The following is a 20530-nucleotide window of genomic DNA, read 5'->3' as shown; positions in this document are numbered from 1 at the left end:
GCGGGAGGCGCCTTAGGGGGCGAGCAGCCGGCGGACTGCGGCTGCGATGGACGCGGCATCAGGCCGCTCGTCCCGCCTGACCGTGAGCAGGTGGAGCAGGACGCCGTCGCCGTAATCCGCCAGGTCCCGTGCCCGGGCGGCTGCATCGGGCACCCCCAGCGCGGTGAGGGCCGGGACCAGGCCGCCCACCAGCCGGAAATGCCCGGCAGTCACCGCTTCCGGCCGGTCCAGCGAAAGGGCCAGCCGGGCGCGGGTCAGGCCCGCGTGCTCGCCGGCCAGCGCCAGCAGCATGGAAGCCAGTTGGCCCGCAAGTTCCTCGAGGTTCCGCGGCGGACCAGCCGCTCCCTGGTCCCGGAGCAGCTGGGTGTCCAGGTGCTCCAGGCGGTCCAGCACCGCTTCCACCAGGGCGGTTCGGTTGCGGAAATAGTTGGAGGTGGTCCCTTCCGCCACCTGCGCGGCGGCGTCCACGGCCCGGTGGGTAAGGCCCTTCATTCCTTTGTCAGCCACGACGGCCAGGGCGGCATCAAGGAGATGGGTCCGGCGGTCAGGCATGCGCCCAGTGTAATTGACCCTTTCCGCATCACTACAAAAGTAGTAAAATTACGTGCATGGACACAATCTCGATTGTTGGCGGCGGCATTGCCGGCCTGGCGCTGGCCGCCGCCCTGGACCACAGCCGGTTCCAGGTGACGCTGTACGAGAAACGGCCTGGGCTGCCGGCCGTGGGCCACGCGCTGGGGATGTGGCCCAACGCCCAACGTGCCCTTGCGCGGCTGGGAGTCCTTGAAGAGGCGCGGGCGGTCAGCCCGGTGCTCGGCAGCGGATCGGTCCGTGACGCCCAGGGAGAGCCCTGGATCACCGTCAACGCGGGGGAGATGTTCGGCATTTCCCGGGCTGACCTGCTGCGGTTGCTGGACGGTGCCGTCCCGGGAACCGTCCGCCGGATCACCAGCACCGTCAGGTCACTTCCCGACGACGGCAGCCTGGTGGTCGGTGCTGACGGCGTGCACAGCGCAGTCCGGCGGGAGGTCTGGGGCGCCGGAACGGAGGCCCGCCTCACCCCCTACCTCGCCCTCCGCGGGACCCTGCCTGCTCCGGTCAGCCAGGACGAGGTGGGCGAATACTGGGGCCGCGGCGACCTGTTCGGCATGGCTGCCGCCCGGGGAGGGTCCTTCTGGTGGGCCAGCTACCGGTCCGCGATGGGCCCGTACGGAATTGACGCAGCATCAGCCCTGGAATACGCCCGGGAGCGCTATTCCAGCCACGCGCCCGCCATCCGCCGCACGCTGGCCGCAGCCACGCCCGAAGCATGCCTGGTCCAGCGGATCTGGACAGTTCCGCATCTTGGCTCCTACGTCCGCGGGCGGAACGTGCTCATCGGCGATGCCGCCCACGCCATGCTGCCCACCCTGGGGCGCGGCGCCTGCGAGTCGCTGGTGGATGCCGTAACACTGGCTGACCTCCTCAACACGCTGCCCGAAGGCCACGCACTGCGTGCCTACGACCGGCAGCGTCGGCCAAGGACCCGCGCCCTCAGCCTGGCGTCCTCTGCCATGGGGCGCGTCGCCTTTGCGGACGGTGCCCAGCCGCTGCGTGACGGCCTCCTCAAGCTGGCCCGACGGCGGAACGCCCGCGCCGCCGTCGTCAGCGGTTCCGCCGGCTGATCAGCGCACGGGAGCTGCAGGCTGCGCGGCGTCCTCCCCGGCCACCGGCGTTCCGGGAAGCCCCGGACCGGGAACCTGGGAGGCCGGCGGGACGGCTGGCAGCTTCTTCTTCCGGGACCGCTCCCGGCTGGAGCGGCCATAGACGAGATACATGGTCACACCGGTGATGACCATCAGCAGCACCGTGTAGACGAACGTGTTGGCGACTCCGTCAACGCCCTCCGCGCCGTCGGTATTGGCCTTGATGACCAGGCCCAGCGGCTGGACCAGGGGGTGGGCCAGGAAGATCGCGGTGTCGTAGTCGTCCAGCAGGCTGTTGAAGTTCAGCGCCGTGATGGCGGCGGCCGCCGGGAGCACAAGCGGCAGGAGGATCCGCCGGAAGACGTACAGGGTCTTGGCGCCCATGATGGCCGCAGCCTCCTCCAAGGAGGAGTTGACCGAGGCGAAGGACGCTTTGAGCATGCGCAGCGTGAACGGGATCTTGACTGTGACAAAAGCGATCAGCAGGATCACGGTGGTCCCGGTGAGGACTGCCCCGCCCACCAGGGGATTGGGGTGGTCGTAGCTGATGATGAGGCCCAGGGCCAGGAGCGCGGACGGCAGGATCCACGGAATGTGGAGCAGGTATTCGAAGACCGAGGCAACCCAGTTCTTGTACTTCTGCAGCAGCCGGGCCACAAACAGGAGCCCGCCCACGGCGATCAATGCCGCCAGGGCGCTGTACACCACGCTCACGATGAACGGCCGCAGCCCGGACTGCTGGGTCAGGACCCGCTGGTAGTTCTCCAGCGTAAGGCTGCCGAACGCCAGCTCGCCCGTCTGGATCGCGGCGCCGTCGGCAAAGGAGTACAGCACAATCAGCACCACCGGCAGCGTGTACACCGCAAACAGCAGGTAGGCCACCGCGTGGACCACCACGTTGGCCACAGGGTTGGTGATGTCCTGCTTCTGCAGCGCCGAGGACACCTTGGACACCGAAAAGTACGTGCCGCCCTTTTCCAGCCGGGACATCACGGCGAGCATCAGGATGGTGGCCAGGCCCAGGATCACGGCCAGCAGCGCCGCAAGGTCCCGCGAGGTGGGGCTGTTGGTGAACGTCAGGATCATCGGGGTGATGGTCTGGAAGTCGCGTCCGCCGAGCACCTGCGGAGCGCTCAGGGCGCCGAGCCCGGTCAGGAAGGACAGGATGGTGACGGCGAACAGGGTCGGCTTAAGCATCGGCAGCACGATCCGCCGCAGGATGGTCCAGGTGGACGCCCCCAGGTTCCGGGCCGCTTCAATGGTCTGGTAGTCAACGCCTTTCAGGGCGTTGGCCACGAACAGCATGTGGTTGGTGGTGGTGGCGAACGTCATCACTACCAGGACGGCGAAGAAACCGGAGAACCACGCGGGGTCCATGCCGGGAAAAACCTTGACCAGCAGGGACGTGACAATTCCCTTGTCCCCGTAGATGAACTTGTATCCGGCAGCCAGGACGATGCCACCGTAGATGAAGGTGGACGCATACCCCAGGAAAAGGATCCCGGAACCGCGGATCCGGAAGTAGTGCGTCACCAGGACTATGAACACGCCCACCAGGTTCACCGTGATGGACAAGGCCACCGCCAGCAGGAAGCTGTTGCCCAGCGCCTTCATGGCGCGCTGGGACGAAAAGAGCTTTTCCGCGGCCCGTCCGGAAAAGCTGCCGTCCGGGAAGAACGTCGCGATCAGGACGTTGATGTTGGGCCAGACCAGGAATGCCGCGATGAACCAGGTCAGGACGGCCCCCACGATCAGTACGAAGGGGGAGCGGACCATGGCGCGAACCGCCGTGCTGCTCATGGCAGGACTGCTGCCGGGTCCCGCTGCCGAAGGGCGGCGCCTGTGTCCGGGTGGTACTGCAGAACGTGGGCAGGCTGCAGGTACACAGTGGTTTCGGTGCCGGGTTCGTGGTGGGCGCCGCCTTCTTCCCTCACCAGGAGGCGGATGTCGGCGCCGTGGCTGCGCACCACGTACCGGCTGTGCAGGCCGTGGTAGGTGCGGGACACCACCGTGCCGGGAAGTCCGACGGCGGCCCCTCCTTCAGGCGCGGGGCTCAAGGACGCCTTTTCCACCCGCAGGTAGGAGTTGGCGTCCGGGCTGAGCCCCGCCCCTGAGAGCCGGTTCAGCTCCGCTACGAACTCCGGCGTTAGGGCCGAGCTGTCCCCGATGAAGTTGCAGACGAACTCCGTGGCCGAATGGTCGTAGATCTCCTGCGGCGTCCCCACCTGCTCCACCACGCCCTTGTTGAACACGGCTACCCGGTCGCTCATGGCCAGGGCCTCGTCCTGGTCGTGGGTGACGTACACCGTGGTGATCCCGAACTCGCTCTGCAAGTCCTTGAGCTGCCGGCGGAGCTGGTGGCGCAGCTTGGCATCCAGGTTGGACAGCGGCTCGTCCAGCAGGAGGATCTTGGGCCGCAGCACCAGGGCCCTCGCCACCGCCACGCGCTGCTGCTGCCCGCCGGACAGCTCAGCGACGTTCTTGGACAGCTGTTCATCGCTGAGTTCCACCCGCCGGGCAATGTCCCGGACCAGGCGGTCGCTGTCCGCAGGTTTTTCCTTCCGGACCCGCAGCCCGAAGGCGATGTTTTCCCACACGCTCATGCTGGGGAAGAGGGCATAGTTTTGGAACACCATGCCCACCTGCCTCTTGTCGCTGGGAAGCCGGGTGACGTCCTTGCCGTCAACGTGCACTGTGCCGCTGGAGGGCTGGATGAAGCCCGCCAGCGTGCGCAGCGCCGTCGTCTTCCCGCAGCCGGACGGCCCCAGGAGGGTGAAGAACTCCCCCGGGAGTACGTGCAGGTCAAGGCTCGGGATGGCGGTGAAATCACCAAAGGAAACTTCGATGTTGTCCAAGCGGATCATGGCAAACCTGTCTGGTGAATCGAAACGGGGTGGACGGAGCCGGGTTACGTCATGTACTCGAGTTCGATCTTTTCCACCCAGGCGCCCATGTTTTCCTGCACGAATTCCCAGTCGATGTCCTGCTGCTTGAGGTCCGCGAAGAAGTCCACCACCTCGGGATTGGCCTGGGCCTCGGCTTCCTTGTTCACCGGCATCGCGTTGAACTGCTGGGCAAACTCGCCCTGCACTTCGGCGCTGCCGAACCAGTCGATGAACTTCTGGGCCTGTTCCTTCTTTTCCGTGCCCTTCACCAGGGCGATCTGTTCCACGGCCAGCGGGACGCCAACGGACGGGACCACTGTTTCCACGTTGACGTTGAAGGACTTTTCGCGCTCGGCGATGATCGAGGACGGCATCTGGCCCATGTCCACTTCACCGGACGCGATCCGGGCAAAGAGGTCGGTCTTCGCAACGGCGGGGCTGCCGTTCTGGAAGTACTGCTCCACCTGCTTCCAGCCTTCGTCCGAGACGCCAAGGTCGCCGGAGTCGTCCTGGTAGCGGCTGAGGATGCCGGCGAAGACCAGTTGTGCCGTGGCGGTGCCCAGGCCGGTTACCCGCTCGTAGCGGTCCTTGAACTCGTCCTTGGTCCACAGGTCGGTCCAGTCCTGCGGCGCTTTGTCCGCCGGGATCTTGTCCGAGTTGTAGCCGAGGAGGATGGCCTGCTTGACCAGCGGCCAGTATGTTTCACCGTCGCCCAGTTCCCTGTCCACCTCGCCCGCCCACGACGGTTCGTAGGCCTCCAGGGCGTCCTCGGCCTGGATCTGCGAGAAGTACATGTTGTTGAGCCCGAACGCGACGTCGGCGATCGGGTTGTTCTTCTCCGCGATCAGCTTGTTGGTGGCATCAGCACCGCCCGCGCCGACGATCTCGATCTTGAAGCCGGCCTCGGCGGCCTTGGCGGTCCACCATTCCCCGCGGCCCTCGCCGTTGGAGTTGGTGTAAACCACCAGGGTGTCCCCGGATCCGCCAGCCGGGGCTGAGGAGGCGTCACCTGACGCCGCGGGCGATGCGTCACCTCCTCCGCATCCGGCAAGAAGGGTGACGGCGACGGCGGCGGCAACCAAAGTCTTCAATGTACGCACGATCTGGACTCATTTCTGGACTGGAATCGGAGCATGTCCGGCAAGCCTAACGCCGGGCAGGCGGAATTCACGGCTGTTATGGCTATCGATTCGATAAACAGCCCGGCTGGTTACTCTGGTCCAGTCAAGGGAACGGCCGGGGGCGTGCGGGTAAACAGGCGGTGAAGCGTCAGCGGTTACTGTGCGTCTCCAGTGAGTGTCTCCGTCAGGTGGTGGGTGGGGATCCTGTCCCGGTCGTAGGTGATTTCCGTGTAGCCGTGCGGCTCCGGCCTCCCTGACGGGCTGAGGTTCACGAAGACGATTTCCTCGATGGTGAGGATGCTCTGGCGGGTAATCATGTTGCGGACCTCGGCGCGCATGGTCAGGGATGTCCGGCCGAAGCGCGTGGCAGTCAGCCCCATTTCGATCAGGTCGCCCTGCACCGCGGAGCTGACAAAGTTAATCTCCGAGATGTACTTCGTGACGGCGCGCCCGTTACCCAGCTGGAGGATCGCGTAGATGGCCGCTTCCTCGTCGATCCACTTCAGCAGGCTGCCGCCGAACAGCGTCCCGTTTGCGTTCAGGTCCTCGGGCCGGACCCACTTGCGGGTGCGGAAGGTGATGTCTGCTGTTTCCATAGGGCGAGGTTAGCCGAGGCGCTGCAGCGGCACCCACTGTGACGACGTCCGCCCCGGGTGACGGGACGCCGGCCTAGGCCATGGCGGTCTGGGCGGCGCTGCGGGCATTGATGCTCTTGGCGTAGCAGTACGAGTGCGCCACCCCAATGTAGGGCCCAAAGTTGGGAACGGCCTCAAATCCCGAGTTTTCGTAGAAGTTCCGGCCGTCCGGCTGGGCAGATCCCGCTTCGGCCTTGATGCGCGTGTAACCAAGCTTGAACGCTTCTGCCTCGAGGGACGCCAGTATCGAGCTGGCCACGCCTGAGCCGCGGGTGTAGGGGAGGACGTACAGGCGCTTGATCTCCGCGGTGGTGGCGTCGATCATCCGCAGCCCGCCGCACCCCACGGGCTGGCCCGAGCCTTTGTCGTAGGCCACCAGGAAGACGGCACAGTCCGCGCTCGACGGCGGCGGGCCGGGTTCGTGGTCAGGGGTACCGAAGCGGGCGTCGAGTTCGGCCTGCTGCGCGCGCCTCAGGTCAGCGCCTACGGGGTTTGGCCAGGGCACCTGCCTGATGTTCAACCGCGGGTTGGTCTGCATTCTGCCTCGCTTCGCCGAAGGGTTATGCAAACCTAGGCTAGGAGGGGGCGGTTACGCCGGTGTTTCCTGCCGGTTAGTTCCCGGAGAACGCATCGCGACCCGCCTCCTGCAAGTTACTTGGCTGCCTAGTTATCAGCTGGTCTAATATGATTGCATGCGTTCTACGGGTAATGAGGGTTCCGGGTATTGGTACGGGCCCGACGGTCAGTTGGATTACAGCGCCGCGGTGTTGAAGTCCCTGCGGGACTACCGGACCGCTGAAACGGCGGTCCGCCGCTCCACCCGTGACTCCATGGGAATGGGGGAGACGGATATTCTGGCCCTTCGCTACCTGCTGCGGGTGCAGGCCTCCGGAAAGTCCGTCGTGCCCAAGGACATCAGCCAGTTCCTCGGCATCACCAGCGCTTCCACCACATCCCTTATCGACCGGCTCGTGGCCAGCGGGCATGTCCGCCGCGAGGCCCACCCCACCGACAGGCGTTCCGTCATTGTGGTCCCCACCGTCGAGTCCGACAGGGAGGTGCGCCTGACCCTTGGCAATATGCACCGCGAAATGATGGCGGTAGCCGAGGGCCTCTCGGCGGACGAGGCGCGGGTTGTGGTGGAGTTCCTGGGCCGGATGACCGAAGCGCTCCAGAAATCACACCCGGACGAAAAAAGTATCTAGCCTGACTAGCTAGATTGACTAGCAATATGTATGCTTACGAATAATCCCGAACATTTACCTCCGGAGTCGTGAGCGTGTTGGTTACCTTTACTGAGCTTTTGCCCTTGGAGTCTTCTGTGACGAGCCCTGCGTCCAGCACGCAGTGGCCGTCGGACGGCGCGGGCAGCGGCGCCGCCTTCCATTGCGGAACCGCTATGGACCTGGTTACTCCCGCTGTGGGGCCAGCCGCCGTCGTCTACTCGTTCGAACCTGAGGATGGCGGTCCCGTCCAGCTCCCGCCCGTGTGGCGCTGCGGTTGCGGCTTCCAGCTGGACGCGTGGATCCGCTCCCCTTATGCCCGCGCATTCCAGGCCGGAACCGCTGTGGACCTGCCGAACACCGCGGCCCTCTCCGCATGAGCGCCCCCTCCCCGGCGCACAGGCAGCCACCAGGCGAGCACGCCCTGGGCGGGCCCGTGGTGGCGGGCCGCTACCAGCTCAGGGACCTCCTGGGCCGCGGCACGCTGGCCCAGGTTTTCCGGGCCGCCGACCTTGACGGCGGCCCGGATGTGGCCGTCAAAGTGGCAGTTGACGACTCCGCGAAGCATTTCGAGAGGATCAGCAATGAGGCCGCGGTCCTGGCCGCCCTCAGCCACCCTTCGATTGTCAGGTTTATCGGACTGGGTGTTGTCCCCGCCGGAACACCGCTGGCGGGGCGGCCGTTCCTGGTGGAGGAGCTCGCCCTGGGCCCGAGCCTTTCGGAGGCGGTCCGCAACAGCCGGCACCATCCCGACGCCGTCGCCGGCTGGGCGCGCGGGCTCTTCGAAGCCCTGGCCCACCTTCACGGAGAAGGGCTGGTCCACCGGGACATCAAACCCGCCAACCTGATGCTGAGCGGCCTGCGGCGGAGCCCGGTGCGCATTGTCGACTTCGGCATCGTCGCGGCCGCAGGCTCACCTGCGGAACCGGGTGTCTCATCAGGAACTGTGCACTACATGAGCCCCGAGCAGGCCTCGGGAGGACCCGTTCGTCCTTCCTGGGACGTCTACGCTATGGGTCTGGTGCTCCTGGAGCTCCTCACCGGATCCAAGGCGTTTCCCGGGACGGCCATCGAGTCGCTCGTGGCCAGGACCCTCCGCAGTCCCCAGGTGCCGGATTCCTTGGGTCCCGGCTGGTCTTCCTTCATCCGGTCTCTGACCGCTATGGACAGTGCGGGAAGGCCGACGGCGGCGGAGGCCGCGGGCATGGCCGCGCGGCTCATGCCCGTACCCGTCGATCAGGCCAGCAGTCCCTGCCGCAGAATGGCGGTTTTTCCCGCCCGCCGGATCCGGCAGCTGACCTAAGACCCGGCGGTGTCCTGCCCGGTGGGGTCTTCCGCGGTGGGATCGGCCAGGGCGAGACCGCCCACCGGGCTGCCGTCCCAGTGGAGCAGTTTCCAGCCGCGGTCCGGGTCGCCTTCCAGCGCCACGATCCCGGTATTGGCCAGCACATGCCGTGCCGCGAACTCATGGTCCGCGTCCTCCGCCCGGCGCCCCGCCCAGGTCCGGATGGCAGCGCCATGGCTCACGACGGCCGCCGCCTCGTGCCGCTGGTCGAGCGCCCGCTCCACCACCCGGCGGATGGCGGCGTCAAAGCGGTCAAAGAAGGTATGGCCGTCAGGGCCGGCAGGCATCCTCCGGTCCAGGTCCCCCGCCGCCCAGGAGAAGACAGTTCCCATGTATCGCTTGTGGGACTCCTCGTCCGTGAGCTTCTCCAGGGACCCGGCTTCGATCTCGTGCAGGCCGTCCAGCACCTCGACCTCCAGGCTATGCAACCGGCCCAGCGGTGCAGCGGTGATCTGGGTCCTGATCAGTGTGGACGCATACAGGGCGCCGATGGGTTCGTTCGCCAGCGAGCGGGCCATCGCCTCGGCCTGGCGTTCGCCCAGTTCTGTGAGGCCGGGCCCCGGGTGCTCAGTGTCCAGCTGGCCGAGCACGTTACCGGGGGTTTGTCCGTGGCGGATGAGCAGCAACTTCATGCTTCCAGTCTCGCACTTCCGGCACGGTTGGATGACCCGCACCGGAAGGCGCCGGGCCCCTTGGGAGCCCGGCGCCGCCGTCGTACTCTACTGCCATCCGCGGTACTGCAGCGGGAGCTACTTGAGGTGGTCCACCAGCTGGTCCGCGATGCCGGTGTACTTGCCGGGCGTCAGCGCCAGAAGCCGGGCCTCGGCTTCTGGTGACAGGCCGAGGCTCTGTACGAATTCCTGCATGCGGGCGGCGTCCACCCGCTGGCCGCGGGTGAGGTCCTTGAGGCGTTCGTAGGGGTTTTCCATGCCTTCGACGCCGGCGATCGCCTCTGCGCGCATGACCATCTGGATGGCTTCACCCAGGACTTCCCAGTTGGTGTCCAGGTCTCCGGCCAGCACATCCTCAGCCACGTCCAGGCGCTCCAGGCCCTTGGCAACGTTCGAGATTGCCAGCAGTGAGTGGCCGAATGCCACGCCGATATTGCGCTGGCTGGAGGAGTCGGTGAGGTCCCGCTGCCAGCGGGAAGTCACCAGCGTGGACCCCAGGACGTCCAGCAGTCCGCACGAGATTTCGAGGTTGGCCTCCGCGTTCTCGAAGCGGATCGGGTTCACCTTGTGCGGCATGGTGGAGGAGCCGGTGGCGCCCGCAACCGGGATCTGGGCGAAGTAGCCGATCGAGATGTAGCTCCAGATATCCGTGCAGACGTTGTGCAGGATCCGGTTGAAGCGGGCGACGTCGGCGTACAGTTCCGCCTGCCAGTCGTGGCTCTCGATCTGGGTGGTGAGCGGGTTCCAGGTCAGGCCCAGTCCCTCCACGAAGGACTTGGAGACCTGCTGCCAGTCAGCGCCGGGCACGGACGCCACGTGGGCGGCGTAGGTGCCGGTGGCGCCGTTGATCTTGCCCAGGTATTCAGTCTTCTCGATCCGGTCCAGCTGGCGGGTGAGCCGGTGCGCGATGACCGCAAGTTCCTTGCCCAGCGTGGTGGGCGTGGCGGGCTGGCCGTGCGTGCGGGACAGCATGGGGACCGCGCGGTTTTCCTCGGCCATTGCGCTGATCTGGGCTACCAGCGAGCGTGCGGCCGGCAGCCACACGTCCTCCACGGCGCCCTTGACGCCCAGCGCATAGGACAGGTTGTTGATGTCCTCGGAGGTGCAGCCGAAGTGGACCATCGCGGTCAGGTTTTCGATGCCGATAGCCGGCAGGCGGCGGCCGATGTAGTACTCCACAGCCTTGACGTCGTGGACCGTGACGGCTTCGATGTCCGCGAGTTCGGCCACTGAGCCGGCGTCGAATTCGGTCACGATGGCCCGCAGCTGGTCCTGCTGTGCGGCGGTCAGCGGCCCGGCGCCTGGAAGGACGTTGTTGCTGGTGAGGTGGATCAGCCATTCAACTTCCACAGCAACACGGTCACGGTTGAGGGCCGCCTCGGACAGGTAGTCCACCAGGGGCGCGACGGCTGACTGGTAGCGGCCGTCCAGCGGGCCGAGCGCGATCTTTTCCGGGGACGCGGCAAGGGCCAGGCGTCCTGAGGGCGTACGGGTGTCAGCTGTGGCGGCAGTTTCAGGCATGTGCTGATTCTTTCACGAACTCCGGCGGCCCCTTAAGCGGCGGCCATCCACGTTACTTGTCCACATAGCCGACGGCGGCCCTACAGCCCGGGACAGTCCTTCCGTAGCGTCGGGGCAGGGAAGAGGGCCGGGCGGTGTGTCCTGGCGGGCGCTACGGAAGTGGGGCGGCATGGAAGGGACGGTTGCGGGATGGGAACTCGAATTGTGGGGGCGGTGCGGGGCGTCCGTGGGGCGGAAGGGTGAGCAGTGAGCTGGCAGGGGCGGACCTGCAGGCCGACTTGCACCGGGTTTCCCAGATGGACCAGCTGGCTGCCCGTGTGGCGGCCTGCGTGGTTCGGGGAGAGGAAGTGCTTGCGGGATTCAGGGACATCCAGCTCCTGCAGTGGGAGTCGCCGGCAGGGCGGGCCTACCGGGACACCGTGGCTCTGCAGGCGGCGGCCCTGCGGCGCTCCCTCGAATCATTGATGGAAGCAAAGGCGGCCGTGGAACGGCACAGCCGCGAGACCCTGGTTGCCGGCTGCTCATACGGCGGCAGGTTCTAGATGGCCGAGGCGACGCCGTCCGGCACCGGCGGCCCTGTCCGGGTCACCGGCCCGGAACAGGACGGCCCCCTCACAATCCGGGGCGGGGTGGGCGGCATCAGCTTCCAGCTGGAGGAGCTGGCCGCGGGCGCGGAAAAAGTGGATGCCCTGGCGGGACGGCTTGCTGGGGTGGAGGCCGAGGCCCGCCGCATTTGGGAAGAGCTCATTCCGTTCCAGGACCAGCCCCGGTGGACCGGGACCATGGCCCTGAGCGCGGTGGGCGAGTCAGAACGGAGCCTCCAGGCCGTGCGGACCGAACTCCAGCGCATCAGCAGCCAGGTCCGGGCGTGCAGGCAGGAGTACGAAATGGCGGAGGCGAGGGCAGCCATGGAGCGGTCCTTGGGGATGATGAGTATTGGAGACCTCGGCAATGCCCTTGTGAATGCGTCAATCACAGGCGCCGCTGACGAGAGGACGATGGAAACACTCGTCGCGTCCCTCGGACTCGACGCCCAGGGAGTGAAGATGCGCATTGAAAGGGAACCCTGGCCGTGGGAGGTGCTGGAGGACGCAGGCGCGTTCAACCGTCCCCTCGTCCTGGACCGCCAAGAGACGGTTTCCGTTGATCTCGACTCCTCCCCGGCCGGCCTGCTGGAGCGCATCCGCCTCATCGATGCCCGTGGCCCGGGATTCATCGAGGTCATCCAGGTCCAGGTGGGAGGAGAAAGTGCCTATGTTGTGGTGATTCCAGGCACGCAGCCCGAACTATTGGGCGCCGGCGGTGCCAATCCCCTTGACGAGGTGGGGGTGGGTGAGGCGATGCTCTACGGCTCGGACGAAATGAACATTGCGGCCCTGCAGGCTTTGAATGCCGCAGGTGCCGGGCAGGGAGACCCGGTGGTTGCCGTGGGATACAGCCAAGGTGGGATTCACGCCATGAATTTGGCTGCAGATCCCCGGTTTCTCCGGCAATACGACCTGCGGTACGTCCTGACGGCGGGTTCCCCTGTCGCCGGGATCAACGCCGCGCCGGGAGTGCAGTCTCTTCACCTCGAGCATCGCGCAGACTGGGTGCCGGGCTCCGACGGTGCACCCAATCCGGACACGAAGGGCCGTGTGACCGTGTCCATGGGCCATGCCCCCAGGGCAGTGGACGGGGAGGGCGGCCTCGGCACCGGCCACACCCTCACTACTTACCAGGACGGCGCCCGGCTGGTGTCAGCAAGCTCCGATCCGTCGCTGGTGCAGTCCACTGCCGCGCTGGGTGCTGTCCTCGGCGCCGGGGGCGCGGCAACGGCCATGCGGTTTTCCCTGGCACGGACACCGGCGCCTGCGTCACATCTCCACGCCGCGGACCTCCGCCGGCGGGAACGCGGGCATGGCGGGCGGTAGGCAGGCCTGTTAGCGGCGCACTCCGGTAATCCGGCCGGCCACCAGCGAGATCAGGGTGATGATGATGGCAGCGAACACGGCCGTCCAGAAGAACGAATCGATGGTGAAGTGCACCGGTGTGAAACTGCTGATCCAGGAGGTCAGGTACAGCATGGCGGCACTGATGACGATGGTGAAGAGGCCCAGCGTGAGGATGGTGATCGGAAGGGACAGGAAGCTCACCAGCGGGCGGATGAACGCATTCACCAAGCCAAAAATCAGGCCGATGAACACATACGCCAAAGCCGTTCCGGCCACGTCCGTTCCCTGCGAGACACCCGTCTGGGCTACCGCGTCTGTTGTTGCCGCTGTGGAGATTTCCAACCCGGGAAGGATCCAGCTTGCAATCCACAGTGCCAACCCGTTGATGAGGACGCGGCCAATGAAAGAGAGCATGCGCCCATGTTTTCACACCTGCCTGTGAGCCAGGTGCAGGAGACGGCTGTCCCCTCGGGGCGTCGGCTGGAGTCGGCCCTGCGCACGCACCCTCCCGCAGCGACTGTCACACGCTTGCATGCCACTGTGACAACGCTGCAATTCATTTTGTCAAGGATCAACTAAGGCCTTGACATTCAGAAAGCGGTTTCTCATAGTAGAGAAATCGCTTTCCGACGTGCAGGCCGTCGCCTGTGCCGAAGCGTGGTTCATTCCAATGGAGGAAGAGAGATCATGCGTCACAAGAAGCCCCTAACACCCGTGTCCGTGGTGGCGGCCCTTGCCGTTTCACTGCTCGCAGCACCAGCCCCCGCGTTGGCATCGCCCGCGCCGCAGGCGGACCCAACAGCCCAGACCGCCCGGCAGCCGCTCGAACGCCAAGTACTGCCGGAAAACGACGGTTGGGCGGCGGCGGGTGCCGGCACCACCGGCGGGTCCGCCGCCGGCGCGGACCGCGTGTACGACGTTTCCAGCAAAACCGAACTCCTGGCCGCCTTCGCAAGTGGCGGCACGGACCCGAAGGTCATCCGGGTCCACGGGGACATCGCGGCCAACGTGGACGCGAGCGGCTCTCCGCTCAGCTGTGAAGACTATGCCAGCGGCACCGGCTATTCCCTGGCGCAGTACCTTTATGATTTCGATCCCGCCCGGTATGGGACAACCAGGGAACCTGAGGGCGCCCAGGAAACTGCGCGGCGCGCAGCAGCGGCCAAGCAGGCCGCCACCATCCGCTGGGACATCCCGAGCAACACCACCATTGTGGGCGCTGGCCCGGACAGCAGCATCACGGGTGCAGCACTGCGGATCAACCGCGCCGGGAACGTGATTTTCCGGAACCTCACCGTGCGCGATGCGGCAGACTGCTTTCCGGCCTGGGATCCGACCGACGGCGCCACCGGCAACTGGAACAGTGAGTATGACCTGCTGCAGATCATCAACGGTTCCACCAACGTCTGGGTTGACCATTCCCACTTCACCGACGCCCCCAACCTGGACAGCGCCCAGCCCAGCTACTTCGGCCGGCCCTACCAGGTCCATGACGGAGCGGTTGACGTCACCAACGGCTCGGACCTCGTCACCATGTCCTACAACCGGTTCTCCGACCATGACAAGCTCCTGCTCATCGGATCCACGGATTCCACCAACCGGGGTGACGCCGGCAAGCTGCGCGTAACAATCCACCACAACGTGTTTGAGAACGTGGGCCAGCGGGCACCGCGGGTCCGCTACGGCCAGGTGGACGTCTACAACAACCACTTCAAGGCCTCCGCTGACTCTGAGGTCCCCTACGGATATACCTTCGGGGCAGGGGTGGAATCGCACCTCTACGCTGAGGCCAACGCCTTTACCCTTCCCGCAGGTACCCCCGTCGCCTCGCTTATCGCCTATTTCAAGGGCAAGGCCATCGCCACCACCGGAAACGCGGTCAACGGCAAAATCGTCGATCTGCGGGCAGCCTACAACGCAGCTGCTCCGGCGGACCGTCAGCTGGGTGCCGATGACAGCTGGACGCCGGTGCTGCGGACCCATGTGAACGCCGCCCAGGCCGTTCCCGCCCTTCTCGCGGACGCCGTCGGGCCCGTCTTTACGGCTGGGGAGGCCAACTGATGCGACGCCTCAAGCCCAGCCGCCGTTCAATCCTGGCTGCTGTTGCGGCAGGAGCAGCGACGGCCGCGGCGGTAATCTCCGGACCGGGCGCTGCGCGCTCGCAGGCCGCCGTCCGCCCCGCCAATGCGTCCCCGCAGGGCCGGACCCGTCCGGTGATCTTCGTGGTGGGGGACTCAACCTCGTCGGCCTACCAGCAGTCGGAACGGCCCCGCGCAGGCTGGGGCCAGGCGCTCCCCCTGCTGCTGGGGCCGCAGGCAGGGGTGTTCGACTACGCATGGTCGGGCGCGTCGTCCAAGAGTTTCGCCGACGCCGGCCTCCTCGATGAGGTGGCGGCAATGCTCCAGCCAGGGGATTACCTGCTGATTTCCTTCGGACACAATGACGAGAAGGTCCAGGATCCGGCCAGAGGCACCGACCCCCAGACCACGTTCAAGGAATACCTGCAGAAGTACATCGACAGTGCCAGGGTCCGCGGCGCGAAAGCCGTGCTGGTCACGCCTGTGGAGCGCCGCCGGTTCAGCGCCCTCGGCGTTGCCCAGGATTCGCACGGCGCCTACCCCCAGGCTGTCCGGGAGCTTGCCGCCGCGACGGGGACGCCCCTCGTGGATCTCACCGCTTCCTCCAAGGACCTGTGGCAGAAGCTCGGCCCAGAAGGGACAAAGTCGCGCTTCCTCTACGCGTCGCCCGGCCAATTTCCGCAGTACCCGGAGGGCGTGGCGGACAACACCCACTTCCAGGCGGAAGGCGCCCTTGCCGTGGCCCGGCTGGTGGCCTCGGAGCTGCAGGCGCTGCAGGCAGTCCCGCCGGGATACTTCCAGCATGTTGATGCCCAACTGGACCCCCTCGGCGGAATCCACTGGCCCAGCGAACGTCCCGTCGACAAGCCCGTGGTCCTGGAGGTCGGGGCAGCATCCGTGTTCCGGACCGTGCAGGCAGCCGTGGACGCCGTACCGGCCGGAAGCACCCACCGCACCCAGATACGCATCGCTCCCGGAACCTACCGGGAACTCATCAGGGTGCCGGCCAACAAACCCAGGATCTCGTTCATCGGTTTGGGCGAGAGGGCAGAGGATGTTGTGCTGGCTTACAACAATGCCTCTGGCACCGCAAAGCCTGACGGCACCGGACCTTATGGCACGGGCGGAAGCGCCAGCGTGCGGATTGACGGGGCGGATTTCACGGCGGCGAACCTCACGTTCAGCAACGACTTCGACGAAGCCGCCAACCAGGAGATGAAGAACCGGCAGGCGGTGGCGCTCTTCCTGACGGGCGATCGGGCGGTCCTGCGCAATGTCCGGTGCCTGGGAAACCAGGACACCCTGCTGGTTGATTCGCTTGCCCGGGGAGTGCAGTCACGGTTCTTCTTCAGCGACTGCTACGTAGAAGGGGACGTGGACTTCATCTTCGGCCGGGGTACGGCGGTGTTTTCCGGCTGCGAGATCCGGTCCCTGGACCGGGGATCTGACAGCAACAACGGCTACGTGTCGGCCGGCAGCCTCAACATCCAGATCAAACACGGCTACCTGTTCACGGGCTGCCGGTTCGTCTCGGATGCCGCGGCAGGCACCGTCCACCTGGGCCGTCCCTGGCACCCGAGCGGCGACGTGGAGGCGGTTGCCCAGGTGCTCATCAGGGACTCCTGGCTGGGCGCCCACATCTCCGGTCAGCCCTGGACGGACATGAGCGGATTCTCCTGGCAGGAAGCGCGCTTCCACGAACTCAACAACAACGGTCCGGGATCCCGGGTCACCCCCACGCGGCCCCAGCTCGACCCGGCCGTGGCCGGGGAGTACACGCTGGAGGCCTACCTGCGCGGCACGGACGGCTGGGCGCCGCAGCTGGCGGGCACCAGGGCGGACAGCGCCGCGGCACCGTCCGGCACCTAGGCCAACAGTGTGCGACCAGCCTGCTTCCCTCCTGCAGCACGGGAAGTAGGCTGGTCTGCATGACGTCTTCTGAGACCCTCACGGGTGGTGTCCAGCCCCGTCCCGTGGTGGCCCGCCTGCCCCGCTATGCCGCTGGGAAGCCGCCCGCCGCCGTTGACGGGATGGCCAGCTACAAGCTGTCCTCCAATGAAAACCCGCTGCCCCCGCTTCCTTCCGTCCTTGATGCCATAGCGCACCAGACCGACTTCAACCGGTACCCTGATCCGCTCAGCAGGAGGCTGCGCGCGGAGTTGTCCGGCTTTCTGGGCGTGCCCGCCGAGGATATTGTCACTGGCGCGGGCAGCCTGGGCGCACTGAACCAGCTGCTCGCCACGTTTGCCGGACGGAACGACGACGGCACGCCGGACGAAGTGGTCTACGCCTGGCGCTCCTTCGAGGCGTACCCCATCAGCGTGGGACTCTCCGGGGCCGAAAGCGTGCGCGTTCCCGTTACTGCCGATGGCAGGCATGACCTCCGGGCCATGGCGGCAGCCGTGACCGCCCGGACCAGAATGGTCCTCCTGTGCACGCCCAACAATCCCACCGGACCCGTCCTGGGCACTGCCGAAACAGAGGAATTCATCAGGCGCGTCCCACCGCACGTGGTGGTGGTAATCGATGAGGCCTACCAGGAATTCGTCAGGTCTGAAGATGCCGTGGACGGGCTTGCCATGTACCGCAAATTTCCCAATGTGGTGGTGCTCCGGACGTTCTCGAAGGCACACGGCCTGGCCGGGCTCAGGGTCGGCTACAGCGTGTCCAGCCCCGTCCTGACGCAGCACATCAGGGTGGCAGCCACCCCCTTTGCCGTGTCCCAGATTGCCGAGACGGCCGCGATTGTTTCGCTGCAGAACTACCCCCAGGTTGTAGAAAGGGTACAAAGCCTGGTGGAGGAACGCGAGCGTGTCACGGCGGGGCTGCGGAGCCTTGGCTGGGCTGTTCCTGACGCGCAGGGGAACTTCGTATGGCTGGACCTGGGCGAACACAGTGCCGGATTTGCTGAACTTGCGGGCACCCAGGCGCTGTCAGTGCGGGCGTTCCCCGGCGAAGGGGTGCGGGTGAGCATCGGCGAGGTGGACGCCAACACCAGGTTCCTCCAGCTGTGTGCGAAATATACAAACGCGCCACGGGGTTCCTAGCGCTTAACAAGTAGCTCGGCGCGTACCTACTGAAGATAAAGTTAGGATCAGTAAAGCAATATATATGCCGCGCCGGGAATCTATTCCTCTTGAGGCATATATCCCAGCGACATTGCACTGCATCCGCATGCGGCAAGCGAGGAGACGGTATGGGCACACATCTGCCTTCCACCGAGTTCGACGGAACAGCGGTAGACGACCAGCGTGAGGCTGATGCCGAGGCGGTCATGGGCGAGCCCCCCGCGCAGATGGTCCAGCTCCTGGGCCCCGACGGGAAGCTGGGCTTCGACCCCGTCTTCACCGGGTACGCGGAGAAGGTTACCCCGGAGGTTCTTCGAGGCCTTTACGCGGACATGGCGGCCATCCGGCGCTTCGACGTGGAAGCCACTGCGCTGCAGCGGCAGGGACAGCTCGCGCTTTGGGTCCCGCTGACCGGCCAGGAGGCCGCACAGATCGGCTCCGGCAGGGCCAGCCGGCCCCAGGACTACATCTTCCCCACCTACCGTGAGCACGGCGTCGCCTACACCCGCAACGTGGACCTCGCCGAACTCCTCCGGCAGTTCCGCGGAGTGTCGAACGGCGGCTGGAACCCCAAGGACACGAACTTCCACCTCTACACCCTGGTCCTGGCCGCCCAGACGCTCCACGCCGTCGGCTATGCGATGGGCATCCAGCGCGACCAGAAATTGGCGGCAGCGCAGGGCAGCGGGGAGGAAGCCGCGGTCATCGCCTACTTCGGTGACGGGGCCAGCTCCGAGGGGGACGTCCACGAGTCAATGGTCTTCGCCTCCTCCTACAACGCGCCCGTGGTGTTCTTCTGCCAGAACAACCACTGGGCCATCTCCGTCCCCACCAATGTCCAGACCCGCGTGCCGCTGTCCAACCGCGCCAAGGGCTACGGCTTCCCGGGGATCAGGGTGGACGGCAACGACGTCATCGCGGTCCACGCCGTCACCGAATGGGCCCTGGAACACGCCCGCCAGGGCAAGGGCCCTGTCCTGATCGAGGCCTTCACCTACCGGGTGGGCGCCCACACCACCGCGGACGACCCCACAAAGTACCGCCACTCCGCAGAGGAAGACGCGTGGCGGGCAAAGGATCCCCTGGCCCGAGTTGAAAAGTACCTGCGCGCCGAAGGCCTGGCCGACGACGCGTTCTTCGCGAAAGTGAAGGCCGACGGCGACGAACTCGCCGCGTACGTCCGCCGCACCACCCATGACCTTGAAACCCCGGACATCCGCTCCGCCTTCGCCAACACCTACGCCGAGGCGCATCCCCTGGTGGCGGAGGAGCTCGCATGGTTTGAGGAATACACGGCAGGATTCGAAGGCGGAGACCTGCCGGCCGAACCTTCCGGACAGCCCGCAGCAAAGGCAGGCCACGAATGACAACCATGACCATTGCCAAGGCCATCAACGAGGGCCTTCGCGAGACACTCGCCAGCAATCCAAAGTCCCTGCTGATGGGGGAGGACATTGGTCCGCTGGGCGGGGTCTACCGCGTCACGGACGGCCTGATCGGCGAGTTCGGCCCCGACCGGGTGGTGGACACGCCGCTGGCTGAATCGGGAATCATCGGAACTGCCATCGGCCTTGCGCTCCGGGGGTACCGGCCGGTTTGCGAAATCCAGTTCGACGGGTTTGTCTTCCCCGGCTTCAACCAGATCACCACGCAGCTGGCCAAGATGCACGCGCGCAGCAATGGCAACCTCACCGTCCCGGTAGTCATCCGCATCCCCTACGGTGGCGGCATCGGTTCCGTTGAGCACCACTCCGAATCGCCGGAGGCACTGTTCGCCCACACTGCCGGCCTGCGCATCATCACCCCCTCCAACGCGCATGACGCCTACTGGATGGTCCAGCAGGCCGTGGAGTGCCAGGATCCCGTCATCATTTTCGAGCCCAAGCGCCGCTACTGGCTCAAGGGCGAGGTGGACACCGCCGCGCCGGGCCGGGCAGAGGATCCATTCAAGGCCCACGTCCTCCGCGAGGGGACGGACGCCACCGTCGTGGCATACGGCCCCTTGGTGCCGGTCGCGCTGGCGGCCGCGAACGCCGCGGAAGAGGACGGCCGCAGCGTGGAGGTGATCGACCTGCGGTCCATTTCCCCGCTGGACTTCGACACTGTCGCAGCCTCCGTGCAGAAAACCGGGCGGCTGGTGGTGGCCCACGAGGCGCCCACCTTCGGCGGAATCGGCGGTGAAATCGCCGCCCGGATCAGCGAGCGGGCCTTCCACTCGCTCGAGGCGCCGGTCATCCGGGTAGGCGGCTTCCACATGCCCTACCCCGTTGCCAAGGTGGAGGAAGACTACCTTCCGGACATCGACCGCATCCTGGAGGCGCTGGACCGCGCCCTTTCCTACTGAGGCTTCCCAACCGAGGACAC

At 66.2% G+C, this 20530-nt stretch carries 20 protein-coding genes; 11 read left to right on the top strand and 9 right to left on the bottom strand.

Annotated features, from left to right (window positions below; translation table 11 throughout):
• Window positions 1–12: 12 nt before the first annotated feature.
• On the bottom strand, window positions 13–552 hold the full coding sequence (locus AC4BCK_RS20335; protein WP_174177721.1) for a TetR/AcrR family transcriptional regulator: 540 nt from the start codon (window positions 550–552) through the stop codon (window positions 13–15).
• A gap of 56 nt (window positions 553–608) precedes the next feature.
• Between AC4BCK_RS20335 and AC4BCK_RS20330 the strand changes: the two genes are divergently transcribed.
• Entirely contained in the window at window positions 609–1664 is a 1056-nt protein-coding gene (locus AC4BCK_RS20330; RefSeq protein WP_251424416.1) for an FAD-dependent monooxygenase, read from the top strand.
• Here AC4BCK_RS20330 and AC4BCK_RS20325 read toward each other — a convergent pair whose 3' ends face one another.
• The 5 genes from AC4BCK_RS20325 to AC4BCK_RS20305 form a co-directional block, all read right to left on the bottom strand.
• On the bottom strand, window positions 1665–3485 hold the full coding sequence (locus AC4BCK_RS20325; protein ID WP_490566408.1) for an ABC transporter permease: 1821 nt from the start codon (window positions 3483–3485) through the stop codon (window positions 1665–1667).
• On the bottom strand, window positions 3482–4549 hold the full coding sequence (locus tag AC4BCK_RS20320) for an ABC transporter ATP-binding protein (RefSeq protein WP_490566407.1): 1068 nt from the start codon (window positions 4547–4549) through the stop codon (window positions 3482–3484). Before AC4BCK_RS20320 ends, AC4BCK_RS20325 begins: the two co-directional genes overlap by 4 nt.
• 44 nt (window positions 4550–4593) lie before the next feature.
• Window positions 4594–5670 carry an extracellular solute-binding protein gene (locus AC4BCK_RS20315; RefSeq protein WP_490566406.1) on the bottom strand — a complete coding sequence of 359 codons (1077 nt, stop codon included), beginning with the start codon at window positions 5668–5670 and terminating at the stop codon, window positions 4594–4596.
• A 176-nt stretch (window positions 5671–5846) separates the two neighbouring features.
• A complete protein-coding gene (locus AC4BCK_RS20310; RefSeq protein WP_174177711.1) occupies window positions 5847–6287 on the bottom strand; it encodes an acyl-CoA thioesterase in 441 nt (146 codons plus the stop codon).
• Between the two features lie 73 nt (window positions 6288–6360).
• Window positions 6361–6864, bottom strand: coding sequence for a GNAT family N-acetyltransferase (locus tag AC4BCK_RS20305; protein ID WP_490566405.1), 504 nt, complete (start codon window positions 6862–6864; stop codon window positions 6361–6363).
• A 154-nt stretch (window positions 6865–7018) separates the two neighbouring features.
• On the opposite strand from AC4BCK_RS20305, the gene AC4BCK_RS20300 reads away from it, so the two are divergent.
• The 3 genes from AC4BCK_RS20300 (at window position 7019) to AC4BCK_RS20290 (ending at window position 8852) form a co-directional block, all read left to right on the top strand.
• The gene (locus AC4BCK_RS20300; protein WP_174177707.1) at window positions 7019–7531 is read left to right on the top strand and encodes a MarR family winged helix-turn-helix transcriptional regulator; all 513 of its coding nucleotides are present in this window, start codon (window positions 7019–7021) and stop codon (window positions 7529–7531) included.
• A 116-nt stretch (window positions 7532–7647) separates the two neighbouring features.
• Window positions 7648–7929, top strand: a complete 282-nt coding sequence (locus tag AC4BCK_RS20295; protein WP_363958691.1) for a hypothetical protein — start codon at window positions 7648–7650, stop codon at window positions 7927–7929.
• The gene (locus AC4BCK_RS20290; protein ID WP_174177705.1) at window positions 7926–8852 is read left to right on the top strand and encodes a serine/threonine-protein kinase; all 927 of its coding nucleotides are present in this window, start codon (window positions 7926–7928) and stop codon (window positions 8850–8852) included. Before AC4BCK_RS20295 ends, AC4BCK_RS20290 begins: the two co-directional genes overlap by 4 nt.
• Here AC4BCK_RS20290 and AC4BCK_RS20285 read toward each other — a convergent pair.
• Window positions 8849–9526 carry a histidine phosphatase family protein gene (locus tag AC4BCK_RS20285; RefSeq protein WP_363937403.1) on the bottom strand — a complete coding sequence of 226 codons (678 nt, stop codon included), beginning with the start codon at window positions 9524–9526 and terminating at the stop codon, window positions 8849–8851. The genes AC4BCK_RS20290 and AC4BCK_RS20285 overlap by 4 nt on opposite strands.
• Before the next feature lie 117 nt (window positions 9527–9643).
• Window positions 9644–11086 carry an adenylosuccinate lyase gene (gene purB / locus AC4BCK_RS20280; protein ID WP_490566404.1) on the bottom strand — a complete coding sequence of 481 codons (1443 nt, stop codon included), beginning with the start codon at window positions 11084–11086 and terminating at the stop codon, window positions 9644–9646.
• Between the two features lie 239 nt (window positions 11087–11325).
• On the opposite strand from purB, the gene AC4BCK_RS20275 reads away from it, so the two are divergent.
• Window positions 11326–11628, top strand: coding sequence for a hypothetical protein (locus tag AC4BCK_RS20275; RefSeq protein WP_490566403.1), 303 nt, complete (start codon window positions 11326–11328; stop codon window positions 11626–11628).
• Window positions 11629–12999 carry an alpha/beta hydrolase family protein gene (locus tag AC4BCK_RS20270; RefSeq protein ID WP_174177697.1) on the top strand — a complete coding sequence of 457 codons (1371 nt, stop codon included), beginning with the start codon at window positions 11629–11631 and terminating at the stop codon, window positions 12997–12999.
• 9 nt (window positions 13000–13008) lie between these two features.
• Here AC4BCK_RS20270 and AC4BCK_RS20265 read toward each other — a convergent pair whose 3' ends face one another.
• A complete protein-coding gene (locus AC4BCK_RS20265; RefSeq protein WP_174177695.1) occupies window positions 13009–13434 on the bottom strand; it encodes a phage holin family protein in 426 nt (141 codons plus the stop codon).
• A gap of 273 nt (window positions 13435–13707) precedes the next feature.
• On the opposite strand from AC4BCK_RS20265, the gene AC4BCK_RS20260 reads away from it, so the two are divergent.
• The 5 genes from AC4BCK_RS20260 (at window position 13708) to AC4BCK_RS20240 (ending at window position 20510) form a co-directional block, all read left to right on the top strand.
• The gene (locus AC4BCK_RS20260; RefSeq protein WP_490566402.1) at window positions 13708–15081 is read left to right on the top strand and encodes a pectate lyase family protein; all 1374 of its coding nucleotides are present in this window, start codon (window positions 13708–13710) and stop codon (window positions 15079–15081) included.
• Complete coding sequence (locus tag AC4BCK_RS20255) at window positions 15081–16967, top strand: pectinesterase family protein (protein ID WP_364409138.1); 1887 nt, start codon at window positions 15081–15083, stop codon at window positions 16965–16967. Before AC4BCK_RS20260 ends, AC4BCK_RS20255 begins: the two co-directional genes overlap by 1 nt.
• A 59-nt stretch (window positions 16968–17026) precedes the next feature.
• Window positions 17027–18145 carry a histidinol-phosphate transaminase gene (locus AC4BCK_RS20250; RefSeq protein ID WP_490566401.1) on the top strand — a complete coding sequence of 373 codons (1119 nt, stop codon included), beginning with the start codon at window positions 17027–17029 and terminating at the stop codon, window positions 18143–18145.
• 149 nt (window positions 18146–18294) lie between these two features.
• Complete coding sequence (gene pdhA, locus AC4BCK_RS20245; RefSeq protein WP_310113001.1) at window positions 18295–19533, top strand: pyruvate dehydrogenase (acetyl-transferring) E1 component subunit alpha; 1239 nt, start codon at window positions 18295–18297, stop codon at window positions 19531–19533.
• Window positions 19530–20510, top strand: a complete 981-nt coding sequence (locus AC4BCK_RS20240) for an alpha-ketoacid dehydrogenase subunit beta (RefSeq protein ID WP_174177685.1) — start codon at window positions 19530–19532, stop codon at window positions 20508–20510. The genes pdhA and AC4BCK_RS20240 overlap by 4 nt, the downstream gene beginning before the upstream one ends.
• The last annotated feature ends 20 nt before the right edge of the window (window positions 20511–20530 follow it).

The organism is Pseudarthrobacter sp. As-47, assembly GCF_058215595.1.
The sequence above is the reverse complement of the archived record's forward strand: the minus strand, read 5'-3'. Positions and strand labels throughout refer to the sequence as shown.